General features: G+C 75.1%; 9 protein-coding genes and 1 other RNA gene. 5 read left to right on the plus strand and 5 right to left on the minus strand.

Annotated elements, in window-relative coordinates:
* Positions 1 to 49 precede the first annotated feature (49 nt).
* From ACI79R_RS16215 to ssrA, 4 genes are all read left to right on the plus strand, one after another.
* A complete protein-coding gene (locus ACI79R_RS16215; protein WP_456574676.1) occupies positions 50 to 1663 on the plus strand; it encodes a hypothetical protein in 1614 nt (537 codons plus the stop codon).
* Positions 1660 to 5061: a UvrD-helicase domain-containing protein gene (locus ACI79R_RS16220; RefSeq protein ID WP_456574677.1), complete on the plus strand. Its 3402-nt coding sequence runs from the start codon at positions 1660 to 1662 to the stop codon at positions 5059 to 5061. The genes ACI79R_RS16215 and ACI79R_RS16220 overlap by 4 nt, the downstream gene beginning before the upstream one ends.
* Positions 5058 to 6965 carry an exodeoxyribonuclease V subunit alpha gene (recD, locus tag ACI79R_RS16225; protein WP_456574678.1) on the plus strand — a complete coding sequence of 636 codons (1908 nt, stop codon included), beginning with the start codon at positions 5058 to 5060 and terminating at the stop codon, positions 6963 to 6965. Before ACI79R_RS16220 ends, recD begins: the two co-directional genes overlap by 4 nt.
* A 52-nt stretch (positions 6966 to 7017) precedes the next feature.
* Positions 7018 to 7394, plus strand: a transfer-messenger RNA (tmRNA) gene (gene ssrA / locus ACI79R_RS16230).
* A 93-nt stretch (positions 7395 to 7487) separates the two neighbouring features.
* Here the strand turns inward: ssrA and ACI79R_RS16235 are convergent.
* The 5 genes from ACI79R_RS16235 to ACI79R_RS16255 form a co-directional block, all read right to left on the minus strand.
* Entirely contained in the window at positions 7488 to 9332 is a 1845-nt protein-coding gene (locus tag ACI79R_RS16235) for a hypothetical protein (protein ID WP_456574679.1), read from the minus strand.
* On the minus strand, positions 9329 to 10357 hold the full coding sequence (locus ACI79R_RS16240) for a hypothetical protein (protein ID WP_456574680.1): 1029 nt from the start codon (positions 10355 to 10357) through the stop codon (positions 9329 to 9331). The genes ACI79R_RS16235 and ACI79R_RS16240 overlap by 4 nt, the downstream gene beginning before the upstream one ends.
* A gap of 100 nt (positions 10358 to 10457) precedes the next feature.
* A complete protein-coding gene (locus ACI79R_RS16245; RefSeq protein ID WP_456574681.1) occupies positions 10458 to 11252 on the minus strand; it encodes a hypothetical protein in 795 nt (264 codons plus the stop codon).
* A 154-nt stretch (positions 11253 to 11406) separates the two neighbouring features.
* Positions 11407 to 11742 (minus strand): hypothetical protein, encoded by a 336-nt coding sequence (locus ACI79R_RS16250; protein ID WP_456574682.1) that lies wholly within the window; start codon positions 11740 to 11742, stop codon positions 11407 to 11409.
* Between the two features lie 124 nt (positions 11743 to 11866).
* The gene (locus ACI79R_RS16255; RefSeq protein WP_456574683.1) at positions 11867 to 12223 is read right to left on the minus strand and encodes a hypothetical protein; all 357 of its coding nucleotides are present in this window, start codon (positions 12221 to 12223) and stop codon (positions 11867 to 11869) included.
* Positions 12224 to 12663: 440 nt separating this feature from the next.
* Between ACI79R_RS16255 and ACI79R_RS16260 the strand changes: the two genes are divergently transcribed.
* Positions 12664 to 14244, plus strand: coding sequence for a class I SAM-dependent DNA methyltransferase (locus ACI79R_RS16260; RefSeq protein WP_456574684.1), 1581 nt, complete (start codon positions 12664 to 12666; stop codon positions 14242 to 14244).

Below are 14244 nucleotides of genomic sequence, written 5' to 3' on the forward strand. Positions count from 1 at the left end.
AGCTCAGTAGGTGTGGGTCACCCGGGGGCCGGAGGGCCCCCCCGCCGGGATGTGCCAGACCCGCGCCGGGCGCGGCTCGGCGCCGGCGGGCCCCGCCGCGGCGCCGCCGGCCGGCGGCGAGGTGGGGCTGGCCGAGATCACCGCGCTGGTCGGCGGCCGGCTGGCCGGCCGGCCCACGACCGCCGGCTTCCGCACCGGCGGGCTCACCGTCTGCACGCTGACGCCGATGCGCTCGGTGCCGCACCGGGTGGTCTGCCTGCTCGGCATGGACGACGGCGCCTTCCCCCGCCAGACCCACGTCGACGGCGACGACCTGCTGCTGCGCGACCCCTGCGTCGGCGAGCGCGACGCCCGCAGCGAGGACCGCCAGCTCTTCCTCGACGCGATCAGCGCCGCCGGGGAGCACCTGGTGCTGACCTACTGCGGCGCCGACGTCCGCACCGGCGCCGACCTGCCGCCCGCGGTGCCGGTCGGGGAGCTGCTCGACGCCCTCGACGCCACGGCCGTCTGCGCCGACGGCCGGCGGGTGCGCGACGCCGTCGTCGTCCGGCATCCGCTGCAGCCCTTCGACGCGCGCAACTTCCTCGCCGGCGCGCTCGGCCGGCCGGCGCCGTTCTCCTTCGACGCGGCCGCGCTCGCCGGTGCCCGGGCGGCGGCGGCCGAGCGGTCCGAGCCCGGCCCGTTCCTGGGCGAGCCGCTGCCCCCGCCCGCGGAGGAGGGGGTGGTCGAGCTGTCGAAGCTGGTGTCGTTCTGGCAGCACCCGGCGCGCGGCTTCCTGGGCCAGCGGCTGGACCTCGCGCCCGCCGCCCGCGACGAGGACCCGGACGACGCGCTGCCGGTCGAGCCCACCCCGCTGGACCTGTGGGCGGTCGGCGATCGCGTGCTCGCCGCCCGCCTGCGCGGCGCGCAGGTGGCCGAGGTGCAGGCGCTGGAGCGGGCCCGCGGTGCGCTCCCGCCCCCGCCACTGGGGCACCGCAAGCTCGGCGCGATCGGGCAGCGGGTCGACCGGCTGGTCGCGGTGAGCGAGCCGTTCCGCACCGGGCCGGCGCAGACGGTGGGCGTCGACGCGGCGGTGCCGGGGGGTCCGCGGGTGCTCGGCGCCGTCCGCGGCGTGCACGGCGACACGGTGCTCGCCGTCGTCTACTCGCGGCTGGCACCCAAGCACCGGCTGCGCGCCTGGGTGCAGCTGGTGGCGCTGACCGCGGCGCGGCCGGACCGGCCGTGGCAGGCGGTCGTCGTCGGCCGGGGGTCCGACGACGACGTCGCCGTCGCCACGCTCGGCCCGGTGGCCGTCGCCGACGCCCGGGAGGTGCTGGCCGACCTCGTGCACTGGCGGGCGGTGGGGCGGTGCACCCCTCTGCCCCTGCCGGTGGCGGCAGCTGCGGCCTACGCGACCCGCCGGGCCGCGGGCCGGACACCCCAGCAGGCGCAGGCCGCCGCCGACTCCGACTGGGCCGGGGGCTTCAACCGGTCGGGGGAGAGGGACGACGACGACCACGCGATGGTGTGGGGGAGAGGGGCGGAGCTGACCGTGCTGGAGGGCTGGACCGCGCCACCGGGGGAGCTGACCGGCCGGTACCCCGACGAGCCCACCGACCTCGGCCGGCTGGCGCGGCTGCTGTGGCAGCCGCTGCTCGACGCCGAGCGGATCACCACCCGATGACCGCCGAGGTCGTGCCGCCGGCCGCCGCCGAGGTCGCCGTCGACCTGCGCGGACCGCTGCCCACCGGCACCACGGTGCTCGAGGCCAGCGCGGGCACCGGCAAGACGTACACGATCGCCGGGCTGGTCACCCGCTACGTCGCCGAGGACGTCGCCCGCCTCGACCAGCTGCTGGTGGTGACCTTCGGCCGCGCGGCGACCAGCGAGCTGCGCACCCGGGTGCGGGAGCGGCTGGTCGCCGCGCGCGACGCGCTGGCCGATCCGGCCGCGGCGCTCACCGATCCCGATCCGGTGATCGCGCTGCTGGCCGACGGGGACGCCGCCGAGGTCGCCGCCCGCCGCGCCCGGCTGGCCGAGGCCCTCGCCGGCTTCGACGCGGCCACCGTGGCGACCATCCACCAGTTCTGCCAGGAGGTGCTCGCCGGGCTCGGGGTGGTCGCCGACCTCGATCCCGACACCGCGCTGGTCGAGGACCTCGGCGAGCTGGTGGCCGAGGTCTGCGACGACCTCTACCTGCAGATGTACTGCCGGCCGACCTCGCCCGAGCCGGCGTTCGGGCACGACGTCGCGCGCACGGTCGCCCGGGCCGCGGTGCTGCAGGACCCGCAGGGGGTTCTCGCCCCCGCCGACGCGGTGCGCGACTCCCCGGCCGACCTGCGGGTGCGCTTCGCGCGGGCGGTGCGGCAGGAGACCGAGCGGCGCAAGCGGGCGCGGCGGGTGCAGGGCTTCGACGACCTGCTGGTGCGGGTGCGCGACACCCTCGCCGACCCCCTCACCGGCATGCAGGCCCGCCAGCGGCTGCGCGACCGCTTCCGCGTGGTGCTGGTCGACGAGTTCCAGGACACCGACCCGGTGCAGTGGGACGTGTTCCGGCTGGCCTTCCACGGCGCCCGCACCCTGGTGGTCATCGGCGACCCCAAGCAGGCGATCTACGCCTTCCGCGGCGCCGACGTGCGCGCCTACCTCGACGCCGCCGCGGTGGCCACCACCCGCGCCACGCTCGACACCAACTGGCGCAGCGACGCCGCGGTGCTGGCCGGGCTGCAGTCGCTGTTCCGCGGCGCCGCGCTCGGCGATCCGCGGATCGTGGTCCGCCCGGTGGCCGCGGGGCACACCCGCGCGGCGCTGGGTCCCGCGCCCGACGCCACCCCGGTGCGGCTGCGGGTGCTGCCGCGCGACGGGCTGCCCGCGGGGAAGAACGGCACGCTGCTGGTCTCCGGCGCCCGGCCGGCAGTGGCCGACGACGTCGCCGTGCAGGTGCGCGCGGTGCTCGCCGAGGGGCTGACCGTCGTCCCCCGCGGCGGTGCCGGCGCCGGCCGGCCGCTGGAGCCGCACGACGTCGCGGTGCTGGTGCGCACCACCAGCCAGGCGCTGCTGGTGCGCGACGCGCTGCTGGCCGCCGGCGTGCCCACGGTGCTGACCGGCACCGCCAGCGTCTTCGCCACCGACGCCGCCGCCGACTGGATCACCCTGCTCGAGGCGATGGACCAGCCGCACCGCCGCGGCCGGGTGCGCCGCCTGGCGCTCACGCCGATGGTCGGCTGGACCGCCGCCGACCTCGCGGCCCGCGGCGACGCCGCCACCGACGAGCTCGCCGACGCGCTGCGCGGCTGGCTCGACGTGTTCGCCCGCCGCGGGGTGGCCGGGCTGTTCGCCGCCGTGCTGCAGGAGCAGGACCTCGCGGCCCGGCTGCTGAGCCGGCCCGACGGCGAGCGGATGCTCACCGACCGCCGGCACGTCGCCGAGGTGCTGCACGCCGAGGCGCTGGCCGGCCAGCTCGGCGTCAGCGGGCTGCTGGCGTGGCTGCGCGCCCGCGTGGCCGACGCCGGCGGCGACGTCGACCAGGAGCGCTCCCGCCGGCTGGACACCGACCAGGCGGCGGTGCAGGTGGTCACCGTGCACGCGAGCAAGGGGCTGGAGTTCCCCGTCGTCCTCGTGCCCTTCGCCTGGGACACCGCCGGCGGCGGGTCGAAGGAGCGGCTGCCCCGGGCGCACGACGCCGAGGGCCGCCGGGTGCGGCACGTCGGCGGCACCAACGGTCCCGGGTACGGGGCGCTGTGCCGCGCCGAGGACGACGAGTCGGCGGGGGAGGAGCTGCGGCTGCTGTACGTGGCCGCCACCCGCGCGGTGTCGCGGCTGGTGCTGTGGTGGGCGCCGGCCTCCAAGACCAACACCAGCCCGCTGCACCGGTTGCTGCTCTGCCCCGCCCCGGGCGGCGGGGTGCCGCAGCAGCTCCCGGTGCCCGCCGACGGCGACGCGCTGAGCGCGTTCCGGGCGCTGGCCGCCGCCGGCCGCGGCGGGGTGTCCGTCGAGGTGGTCGACCGGGCCGACGCCGAGGGGCTCCCGCCGCCCGCGCCGTCCGGTGGTCCGGCCGACGGCGCCGCGCTGGCCGCCGCACGGCTGGACCGCGAGGTGGACACCGGGTGGCGGCGCACGTCGTACACCGGGCTGACCCGGGCGGTGCACGAGGCGGCGCCGTCGGTGGCGTCGGAGCCGGAGGCGGGTCCGGTCAAGGACGACGAGCGCGACGACGCGCCCCCCGCGCCGGCCGCGGACGCCGACGAGCACCTACGCGCGGTGCCCTCGCCGATGGCGGACCTGCCGGGCGGCGCCGGGTTCGGCACCCTCGTGCACGCCGTCCTCGAGGAGGCGCAGCTGACCCCGGACGACCCCGCGGCCGCCTTGGCCGAGGCGGTGACCCGGCGGCTGGGCGAGGGGCCGGAGGCCGACGCGCTCGCCGCCGGGCTGCTGCCCGCGGTGTGCACGCCGCTGGGCCCGCTCGCCGACGGCCTGCGGTTCTGCGACGTGCCGCGGCGCGACCTGCTCGCCGAGCTGACCTTCGAGCTGCCGCTGGCCGGGGGCGACACCGCGGACGGCGACGTCCGGCTGGGCGCGGTCGCCGACCTGCTGCGCGCGCACCTGCCGGCCGGTGACCGGGTGGCCGGCTACGCCGACCTGCTGGCCGCGCCGGCGCTGGCCGGCCAGCCGCTGCGCGGGTACCTGACCGGGTCGCTGGACGCGGTGATCCGGGTGGGGCAGCCGGCGGCGCCGCGGTACCTGGTGCTCGACCACAAGACCAACCGGCTGGCCGACGCCGACGAGCCGCTGACCGCCTGGCACTACCGCCCGGCCGCGCTGGACGCCGCGGTGCTCGCGGCGCACTACCCGCTGCAGGCGCTGCTCTACGAGGTGGCGCTGCACCGGTTCCTGCGCTGGCGGCAGCCCGGGTACGCGCCCGAGCGGCACCTGGGCGGGGTGCTCTACCTGTTCCTGCGCGGGATGTGCGGCGCCGACGCCCCGCTCGCGGCCGGCGGCGAGGTGTCGGGCGTCTGGGCCTGGCACCCGCCCGCGGCGCTGGTGACCGAGCTGTCCGACCTGCTCGCCGGGGGTGGCCGGTGACCGCCGCGCGGCTGGCGCTGCGCGCCGACGGGCTGCTCGCGCAGTTCAACCGGGCCGGGGTGCTCGACGCCGCCGACGTGCACGTGGCGCAGCGGCTGAGCCGGCTCGGCGGGGAGAGCGACCCGGCCGTGCTGCTCGCCGCGGCGCTGGTGGTGCGCAGCACCCGGCAGGGCTCGGTGCTGCTGTCGCTGGCCGGCGCCGAGGCGCTCGCGCTGCCGGCGGGGGAGGACGAGGCGGAGGTCGCCGATCCGGAGGCGCTGGCCGAGCTGCCCTGGCCCGACCCGGCCGCCTGGCTGGCCGCGGTGCGCCGCAGCCCGCTCGTGGCGTGCTCCGACGACGACGGCCGCCGGCCGCTGCGGCTGTCGGAGGGCTCGCTGTGGCTGGACCGCTACTGGCGGCAGGAGGTCGCCGTCGCCGACGACCTGCTGCGCCGGGCGGCGTCCCCGCCGTCGGTCGATGCGGCGCGGCTGGCGCCGGTGCTGGCGCGGCTGTGGCCGGGCAGCGAGCCGGAGGACCAGCGGCTGGCCGCGGCGGTCGGCGTGCTGTCGCGGGTGGCGGTGGTGGGCGGCGGTCCGGGCACGGGCAAGACGACGACGGTGGCCCGGCTGGTCGCGGCGCTGCGGGCGCTGGCCGAGCCGGGAGCACCGCCGCGACTGGCGCTGGCCGCGCCGACCGGCAAGGCCGCGGCCCGGCTGCAGGAGGCGGTGCACGAGGCGGCCGCCCGCGACGACGTCCTGGTCGACGCCGACCGCGCGTACCTGCGCACGCTGGGTGCCTCGACGCTGCACCGGCTGCTCGGCGTCAAGCGCGGGACGGCACGGTTCTGGCACGACCGGGAGAACCCGCTGCCGCTGGACGTGCTGGTGGTCGACGAGGCCTCGATGGTGTCGCTGACGCTGTTCGCCCGGCTGCTGGAGGCGCTGCCCGACACCGCCCGGCTGGTGCTGGTCGGCGATCCCGACCAGCTCGCCGCGGTCGAGGCCGGCGCGGTGCTCGCCGACCTCACCGGTGGGGCCGACGGCGCCCGGACGGCGGAGCGGTGGGCGCAGCTGCGGGTGGCGGTGCCGGCCGACGTGCCCGCCGAACCGGCCGAGGCGCCGTCCTCCCCGGCCGCGCGGGTGCGCGACGGCATCGGCCTGCTGCGGCGGGTGCACCGGTTCGAGGAGGGCGGCCGGATCGCCGCGCTGGCCGCCGCGATCCAGCGCGGGGACGCCGACGAGGCGCTCGACGTGCTGCGACTCGGCGACCCGTCGGTGGCGTTCCGGGAGGTGGCCGACGACGCGCCGGTGTCGGGCACGGCCCTGACCGCGGTGCGCGCCGAGCTGGTGGCGGCGGCGGTCGCGGTGCTCGACGCCGCGCGGGAGGGGGACGCGGGCGCGGCGCTGACCGCGCTGGAGCGGCACCGGCTGATGTGCGCCCACCGCCGCGGACCGCGCGGCGTCGCGTACTGGCAGCGGCAGGCCGAGCGCTGGCTGGCCGAGGAGACCGGCATCGCGCCCCGCCGCGACGGCCACTACGCCGGGCTGCCGCTGATCGTGCTGGGCAACGACTACGACAACGACCTGTTCAACGGTGATACCGCTGTCGTGGTGGCCGACGGCGACGGGCTGGTCGCGGCGTTCGGCCGGCCGGAGGCGCCGGTGCGGGTGCCGCTGGGCCGGCTCGGCGACGTCGCGCCGCTGCGGGCGCTGACGGTGCACCGCAGCCAGGGCGGGCAGTTCGACCGGGTGACGGTGCTGCTGCCGCCGCCGGCCTCGCCGCTGGCGACGCGGGAGATGCTCTACACCGCGGTGACCCGGGCGAGGGCCGGGGTGACCGTCGTCGGCTCGGCGGAGGCGGTGGCGCGGGCGGTCACGCGCCCGGTGGCCCGGGCGACCGGGCTGCGCCGTCGACTGGCCGGGTGACGCGGGAACACGCGGGGGCCCCCGCCGGTTAGTCTGTCTGCACAACTGCACAGGGGGTGAATGGTCTCGACTCCGGTCGGGTGTCCAGGGGAAGCGAGCCGAGGAAGGCAACGATGAGCTCGTTAACCACGCGTTGCAAACAACACAAGCGCCGACTCCAGTCAGCGCGACTTCGCCCTCGCTGCCTGATAGCAGCGTAGGCGGGTCTGTCAGCCCGGGTTCGTCATCGGCCCGGATCCTGGCATCAGCTAGATGACTCACCGTGCGTGCCGGTCGCGGGCGCGTGCGGGACACCACACAGCGACTGGGCCCGTCACACCGACGTGTTCGTGCGATCGGTGGGGTCGAGTAGAGGCAGAGCGGACTGCGCTCGGAGAAGCCCTGGTCATGCGTCGGAGGACGCGGGTTCGATTCCCGCCACCTCCACCCCGAGGTCTTCGCAGATTTCGCGGAGACTCTTCGCAGAATGACGAACCGCCCCGGACCTCCAGGTCCGGGGCGGTTCGTCGTCTCATGCCGGTGTCAGGCGGCCTCGGGGACCGGCTCCAGGTGGCCGCCGCGGAGGCGGCGCAGATGCTCGGTGTCGACGGCCTTCGCCTCCTCCTTCGTCAGGTCGCGAAAGCCCCAGTACGGCGGGTCGGGCTGCAGCAGCGGGTGGTCGGCCGGGCCGCGGCCGGTGCGGTCGTGCCAGCTGCGGAGCTGCTCCTCGTTGAACACGCTGGCCTTGACCGCGGCGACGATGGAGGCCATCGCCAGGCCGGGCAGCCGGTTCTGGCCGCGGCGGAGGCGCTGCCGGCTGGCGTTCTTCAGGATGCCGAAGGCGCCCTCGACGAGCGCCCGCCGCTTGAACAGCCGGCGCCACCGCCGGCTGCCGTAGTACTCGCGCTGCATCAGCTTGCGCTGGTGATTCACGTCGTCCGGGTCCGGCGTGAAGTCCATCGTCTTGCCCGTGCAGCATCGCCGGGTCTGCCAGTCATCGGGCGGGGTGATGATCGGCAGCTCCAGCTCGGTGGCCGCCTGGACCTGCGCCGCGCCGAGGGCGTGGCAGCCGGCGCGGCCGGCGCGGGCCGGGCAGATCCACTTGCTGGTCAGGTTCTTGCCGAGGCCGCTCTCCTTGCGGTCGAAGGCCCAGTTGCGCTGGAACTCCTCGACGCTGTCGTGGAAGGTCTCCCACTCCTCGGCGGAGGCCCGGTCGGGCGGCAGCGGCCGCTGGTCCATCGGGGCGGCGGCGCAGTGCAGCCAGCCGTGCTGCATCTGCGCACCGTTGATGTCGACGACCTTGTGGTTATCGCTGCGCATCGCCAGCCCCTGCTCGATGCCCCGCTGGGCCAGCGGCACGGCCCACCGGCCGCCCTTGAGGTTGGTGTAGAGCATGTCCCCGAGAAGCCGGGTGAAGCCGTGCCGGGCGCGGATGCGGTCGATCAGCCCGAGGGAGGCGTCGACGACGTCGGCGTTGGCCGGGGTGAGGACGAACCCGTCGATGAGCAGCGGCTCGTCGTCGTTGTCGGCGGTGGGGTCCGGAACGCGGCAGATGGTGTGCTGGTGGAAGCCGAAGCCGACCTCCTTCTCCCCGGTCTTGCTGGTCTTGTAGCCCCAGGCGGCGTCGAGGCAGCGGCCCCGGGCGGAGGCGGGCGCGGGGGCGCTCTGGTCCTCGGGCGCGGTGGCGCCCTCGTCGTCGGTGGCGATGCCGGCGACCTCGAGCCCGTCGGGGTCCTCCGCGTCGGCGGCGCCGTCGGCGAGCTTCTTCTCCAGCTCCTTCTTGCGCTTGCTCGGACCGCGGGTCCAGGCCCACTGGCCGGTGGCGTCGAGGCCCCAGGTGCTGCCGGTCCGCGGGATGGTGGTGGCGGCGATCAGCGCGTCGATGATCTGCTCGACGGCGTCCTGGCGGGCCGCGCGCTCGGCGTCGTCGAGGCCCGGGGCAGCGCCGTGGCCGTAGTCGAGCCGCTTCCGCAGGGCGGTGGCGGCGTTGTAGAGGTCGTCGTAGCTGATCTCCTCGACGCCGTCCTCGGTCCAGATGCGCTTGCGGGGCTTGCCGTTCTTGACCAGCGCGGGCGCGTCGGGATCGAACGGCTTGCCGTTGGCGCGATTCTTCGTGGTGGTCGGGCGGAGCACGCCGAGCTCCCACTGCTTGTCCCGGGGCAGCGCCTCGGTGAGCACCTGGTGGATGCTGCTGAGGGTGGCCTCGTGCCCCAGCCGGGTGCACAGGTGCATGCCGAGGAGCAGCAGGCGGGTGTTGTCCCGGATGTTGCCGATCCGGCCGCGCTGTCCGGGCTGCCGGGGCGGGCAGGCCAGGTCGAGGACGCCGCTGCTGTCGATGACGTGCACCGTGCGGTCGACCAGCGCCGGAGTCAGGTGCTTGGCGCTCACCGGGCACCCCCGCGCAGCGCGTCGGCGGCCGGCGCGGTCAGGCTCTTGTGCTCCAGCCACGGGCCCACGTGGGGCATCAGGTCGACCAGCGTGCGGGCGGACTTCAGCCCGGCCGCCTGCAGGAGAACCCCGATGGGCACGGTGTCGGTCATCAGGTCGGCGAGCCAGGTGGCGCGCAGCCGCGCGGGCTCGATGTGCGGGACGTTGTAGAGGGCGGCGTTCTCCACGGCGCGGGCGGCGGTGTTCCGCCGATCCGCCTTCTCCCCGATGATCAGTTCGCCGGTGCGCCGGCCGCCCATCGCGGCGCGGAGCAGGTCCTCCATCCCCCTGCGCACCGGCACGGTCCGCGGCCGCGGCTGCTGCACGTGGACCTGCAGGCCGTCGGCGCCGAGGTCCTCGATGTGCTCGGTGTAGAGATGGCGGAGGTCGACGCTGTCCAGGCCGGCGCCGGCGCACAGCGCCACCACGACCGACAGGTCGCGGCGCTTGGTCTCGGTGGGCTGCGTGCGGCAGACGCGGGCGATGACGGCCAGCTCCGGCGGCGTGTAGGGCGGCTTGACCGCGCTGTGGCCGATCGGGGTGAGCCGAGCCGGAGTGGTCGGGCCCGGGTTGACGGTGCGGGCGACGGCGAGCAGGCGCCGACGCCGCTCGGCCTTGACCGAGTCGCCGGCGCCGGTCATGCCCAGGCGCACGTACTCGTCGATGAAGGCCGTGGTCAGCACCTGCGGCGGCTCGAGGGCGACGCCGCGGCAGATCGCGTAGGCCGCCAGCCCGGCGATGTGGGTGCAGTGCTTCCGAACGCTCTCGGCGCCGGTCAGCGTGCTGGCGGTGATGACGGTGCGGAGGAACGGCCGGATGCTCGCCATCTGCACCGCGGTGTAGCTGGCGCCGGTGTAGTCGTCGATCAGCTGCGCCAGCGCCGGCGGCAGCTCGCGCTGCTGCTCGTGCTCGGCCTGCACCTGCGCCAGCTGGCGGCCCATCGCCGCCTTGCTGGGCTTGCGCCGCCGGGTGGAGTTGCTCGTCAAGGCCGGGCTCCTCGGTCCGGCCGCCCGGCCTCTCCGGGCAGCTCGGGCCGGGACCGTGCGGGGGGCGACCGGTACGGCAATCACCGCCGACCCGCCGTCGTCAGGCGCCGCGCAGCACCGCCCGCTGCAGCTCCGACGGTCGCTCTGGCAGGACCGCGACGTGGGTCAGGCCGAGGTCGAGGTCGCGCCGGGTCAGCCCCGCCGCGGCGATCAGCACCGCCACCGGCTGCTCGATCTGCAGCAGCTCGTGGGTGACCGCCGCGGCCAGCACCCGCTGGGTCAGCCCGAGCCCGTGGCGCTCGGCGAACGCCCGGGCCCGTCGCCAGGACGCCGGGTCAGCGGTGCCGGCCTCGGCGTCTCCACGGCGGGCACGTCGAGCCGCGTCCACAGCGGCGACGAACGCCGCCGCGTCCGCGCCGCGGTCCGCCCCGGCGACGGCCACGACCCGGGCCACCTCGCACACGAGCGACAGCGGGGGCAGTTCGTCCACCCGATCGCCGTCCCCGCGGCGCTCCCGACGCCAGGGCACGCCGTGGTGCACCGCCTGCAGACGGCGCAGGATGCCGCGCCGGTTCTCGCGGGTCTTGTCCCGGGCACCGGCGCGTGCGAGTGCGAGGTCGAAGTCCAGCAGCGTCGCGTCCGCCAGCGCCTCGTCCAGCGACAGCTGGCGGTTGCGCTCGATCAGCCGGGCGGCGACGGCCCCGAGCGCCTGGATGTCCTTCTCCACCCGCGTCCGGGTCAGCGGTCCGGCCTGCCTGACCAGGGCGATGGCGTCCGAGGCGAGGCCCGCCCACCGGTCGGCGTCCACCCCGGTCGGGGTGTAGCTGGTGAGGAAGCGGTCGAGCTCAGCGGGTTCGTCGAGCCGGGGGGCCGGGCCGTCGGCTGTAGCGGTCATACCGGTACCGGTCCGGCGGTGCAGTGGATCGGCAATGAGGTCGATCTGCCGGCTGACGTACTAGCGGCGGCCGGGGCGGCAGGGCTGGCCAGCCGCGTGCCGGAGGTGGGACATGGGTGTGGCCCCGCCCTTGCGGGCGGGGCCACGGTGGCGGTCAGGACGCCGGGCGGACCTCGGCGCCGGGTACGTGCCACTGCCGGCAGATCCGGCAGGACTCCGGTGCCGGCCGGTCAGCGGAATGCAGCCGGGCGCCGTCAGCGGCCACCCAGTCCGTGTTCGACCGGGCCCAGACGGCGGGGTACTCCCGCCGCAGGCGGTCCTCGACGCGGCCGACGGCCTGCCAGAGGAGGTCCGCGCCGGGCAGGTCGTGGCAGAGGTGCTCCACAGCGGCGTCGGCGAGCGCCTGCCGGCGCGTCAGGAGCTTCCGCAACTGGTAGTCGCGCAGCGGTTCGGGGGCGCTGGCGCCCGGGGTGTGTGAGTTGGGAGTCATCGGCGTCTCCGTGCCGATCGGCGTCCCCAGCACCGGCGGTGCGGGTGACGCGAACGGGCCGAGCCCGTCCGCGTCACCCCTCAGCGCGCCATCTCAGGACGCAAGCCTTAGCTCACCGCACGCCTTACGACCCCTGCAGCCAGCCCAGCACGAGCTTCGCGTCGTGGGCCAGCGCGGCCAGCCGCGCCTCCAGCTTCCCGAGCTCACGGGCGCAGTCCATCGCCTGCTCGGAGCCGGCGCAGGCGGGGCACGCACCCGAGGTCTCCTCGAGCCGCGCCAGGAGCAGCTCCGCGGTCGTCCGGAGCACCGCGAGCTGCGTGGGACCGGGGCCCCAGCGCAGCGGCAGCGGGAGATGGTCGGCCGGGAGTCCAACCAGGGTGGCGGCCCGGGCGAGCACGGCCTGGTCAGAGGCCCCGTTGACGTGGTCTGTGGGCCACGGCTGGTGGCTGTTGACGACGGGCGGGAAGGGGAGCACGGGCATGACCGGCACCTCCGGTGGTTAGGCGACACATACAGGGCCGCGACGGGTGTTCCGCTCATCGAGGGGTGCCGGGTGGGAAGGCGGCTGCATTCGACGCGGGCCCGATTGACGAAGGCGACGGCCTCGGTGACCGCCGCCCTGCGGCGGCGCCCTGGGGGCATCCGCCGACCGCACATTGACAACTCCATAGGGAGCAGAGAGACGCCGGGTCGCCGGCGACCGGCAGCCGTCACCGAAGGAGGTGATCCCCGACGGCGCTGTCGCCGCGTTCTCGCTGATGTCCGAAGCCCCTGTTGGCCGGGTACGGGACAGGTGCAGGTGCAGCCGGCGCCGAGAGGAGGTGAACCGCTCGTCGGCGTGACTGACCGTGTCCGGCTGTCCACTGTGCGGCGAGTGGCGGGCTACCGTGCTTCTGCTTGGAACAACCGAGGGAGTTGCACGTGCCACCGCGCGCGAAGAAGAACGGGTCCGAACCGCTGGGGTTCGAAGACGTGCTGTGGAAGGCAGCCGACAAGCTCCGCGGCTCGATGGACGCCAGTGAGTACAAACACGTCGTCCTCGGCCTGATCTTCCTCAAGTACGTCGAGGATGCCTTCGAGGAACGCCGCGGCGTGCTCCGGGACGAACTCGCCGCCGATGGCATTACGGGTGAGGCCGCTGAGGAACTCTTGGAGTCCCGCGACGAGTACACGGCCGAGGGCGTGTTCTGGGTTCCGCCGGAGGCGCGCTGGCAGTACCTCAAGGAGCGGGCCAAGCAGCCCGAGATCGGCAAGCTCATCGACAACGCGATGGACTTGATCGAGATCGACAACCCCACGCTGCGCGGCGTGCTGCCGAAGACCTACGCCAGGCCGAGTCTCGACGTTCGTCGGCTCGGCGAGCTGGTGGACTTGATGTCCGGCATCGGGTTGGGCTCAGCCGAGCACCGGGAGAAGGACATCCTCGGCCGGGTCTACGAGTACTTCCTCGGCCGGTTCGCCTCCGCCGAAGGCAAGGGTGGTGGCGAGTTCTACACCCCCAGATCGGTTGTGAAGCTCCTCGTGGAGATGATCGAGCCGCTCTCCGGCCGCGTGTACGACGGTTGCTGCGGGTCGGGTGGCATGTTCGTCCAGGCCGAGCGCTTCGTCGAAGCCCACGGCGGCCGGCGAAACGACATCGCCGTGTACGGCCAGGAGCTGAATGACACCACGTGGCGACTGGCCAAGATGAACCTCGCCATCCGCGGCATCGAGGCTGATCTCGGTCCGCGGTGGGGTGACACGTTCCATGAGGACCTGCACGCGGACCTCAAGGCCGACTACATCCTGGCCAACCCGCCCTTCAACGTCTCCGACTGGGGCGGTGACCAACTCCGGGACGACCGACGTTGGGCGCACGGCGTTCCTCCAGCTGGGAACGCCAACTACGCCTGGCTTCAGCACTTCGCGGCCAAGCTGTCTCCTAACGGGACTGCGGGCATCGTTCTCGCAAACGGGTCGCTGTCGTCACAGCAGTCCGGGGAAGGCGACATCCGCCGCCGACTCCTTGAAGCTGATCTCGTCGAAGCTGTAGTTGCTCTCCCCGCGCAACTTTTCTATTCCACTGGCATTCCAGTGTCGCTTTGGTTCCTCAACCGCGATAAGTCTCCTGGTGGCGCGCGGGCATGGCGGGACCGACGCGGTGAGCTGCTTTTCATTGATGCCCGCAACCTCGGCGTGATGGCGGACCGGACGCATCGTGAACTTACTGACGATGACATCGCCCGCGTCGCGGAGACCTACCACGCTTGGCGTGGTGAACCGGGCGCGGGAGAGTACACCGACACTCCAGGCTTCTGCGCCGGTGCAGCCCTCGACCAGATCGCCGAACACAGGTACGTCCTCAGCCCCGGCCGCTACGTCGGTACGGAGGACGCTGACGAGGACGGCGAGCCGCTCGACCAGAAAGTGCAGCGGCTGACCAGCGAGCTGTTTGCGGCGTTCGAAGAGAGTGATCGCGTGCAGGCGAAGCTGCGCGCGGCCCTGGAGCGGATTGGTGGCTGA

The organism is Blastococcus sp. SYSU D00820, assembly GCF_054050695.1.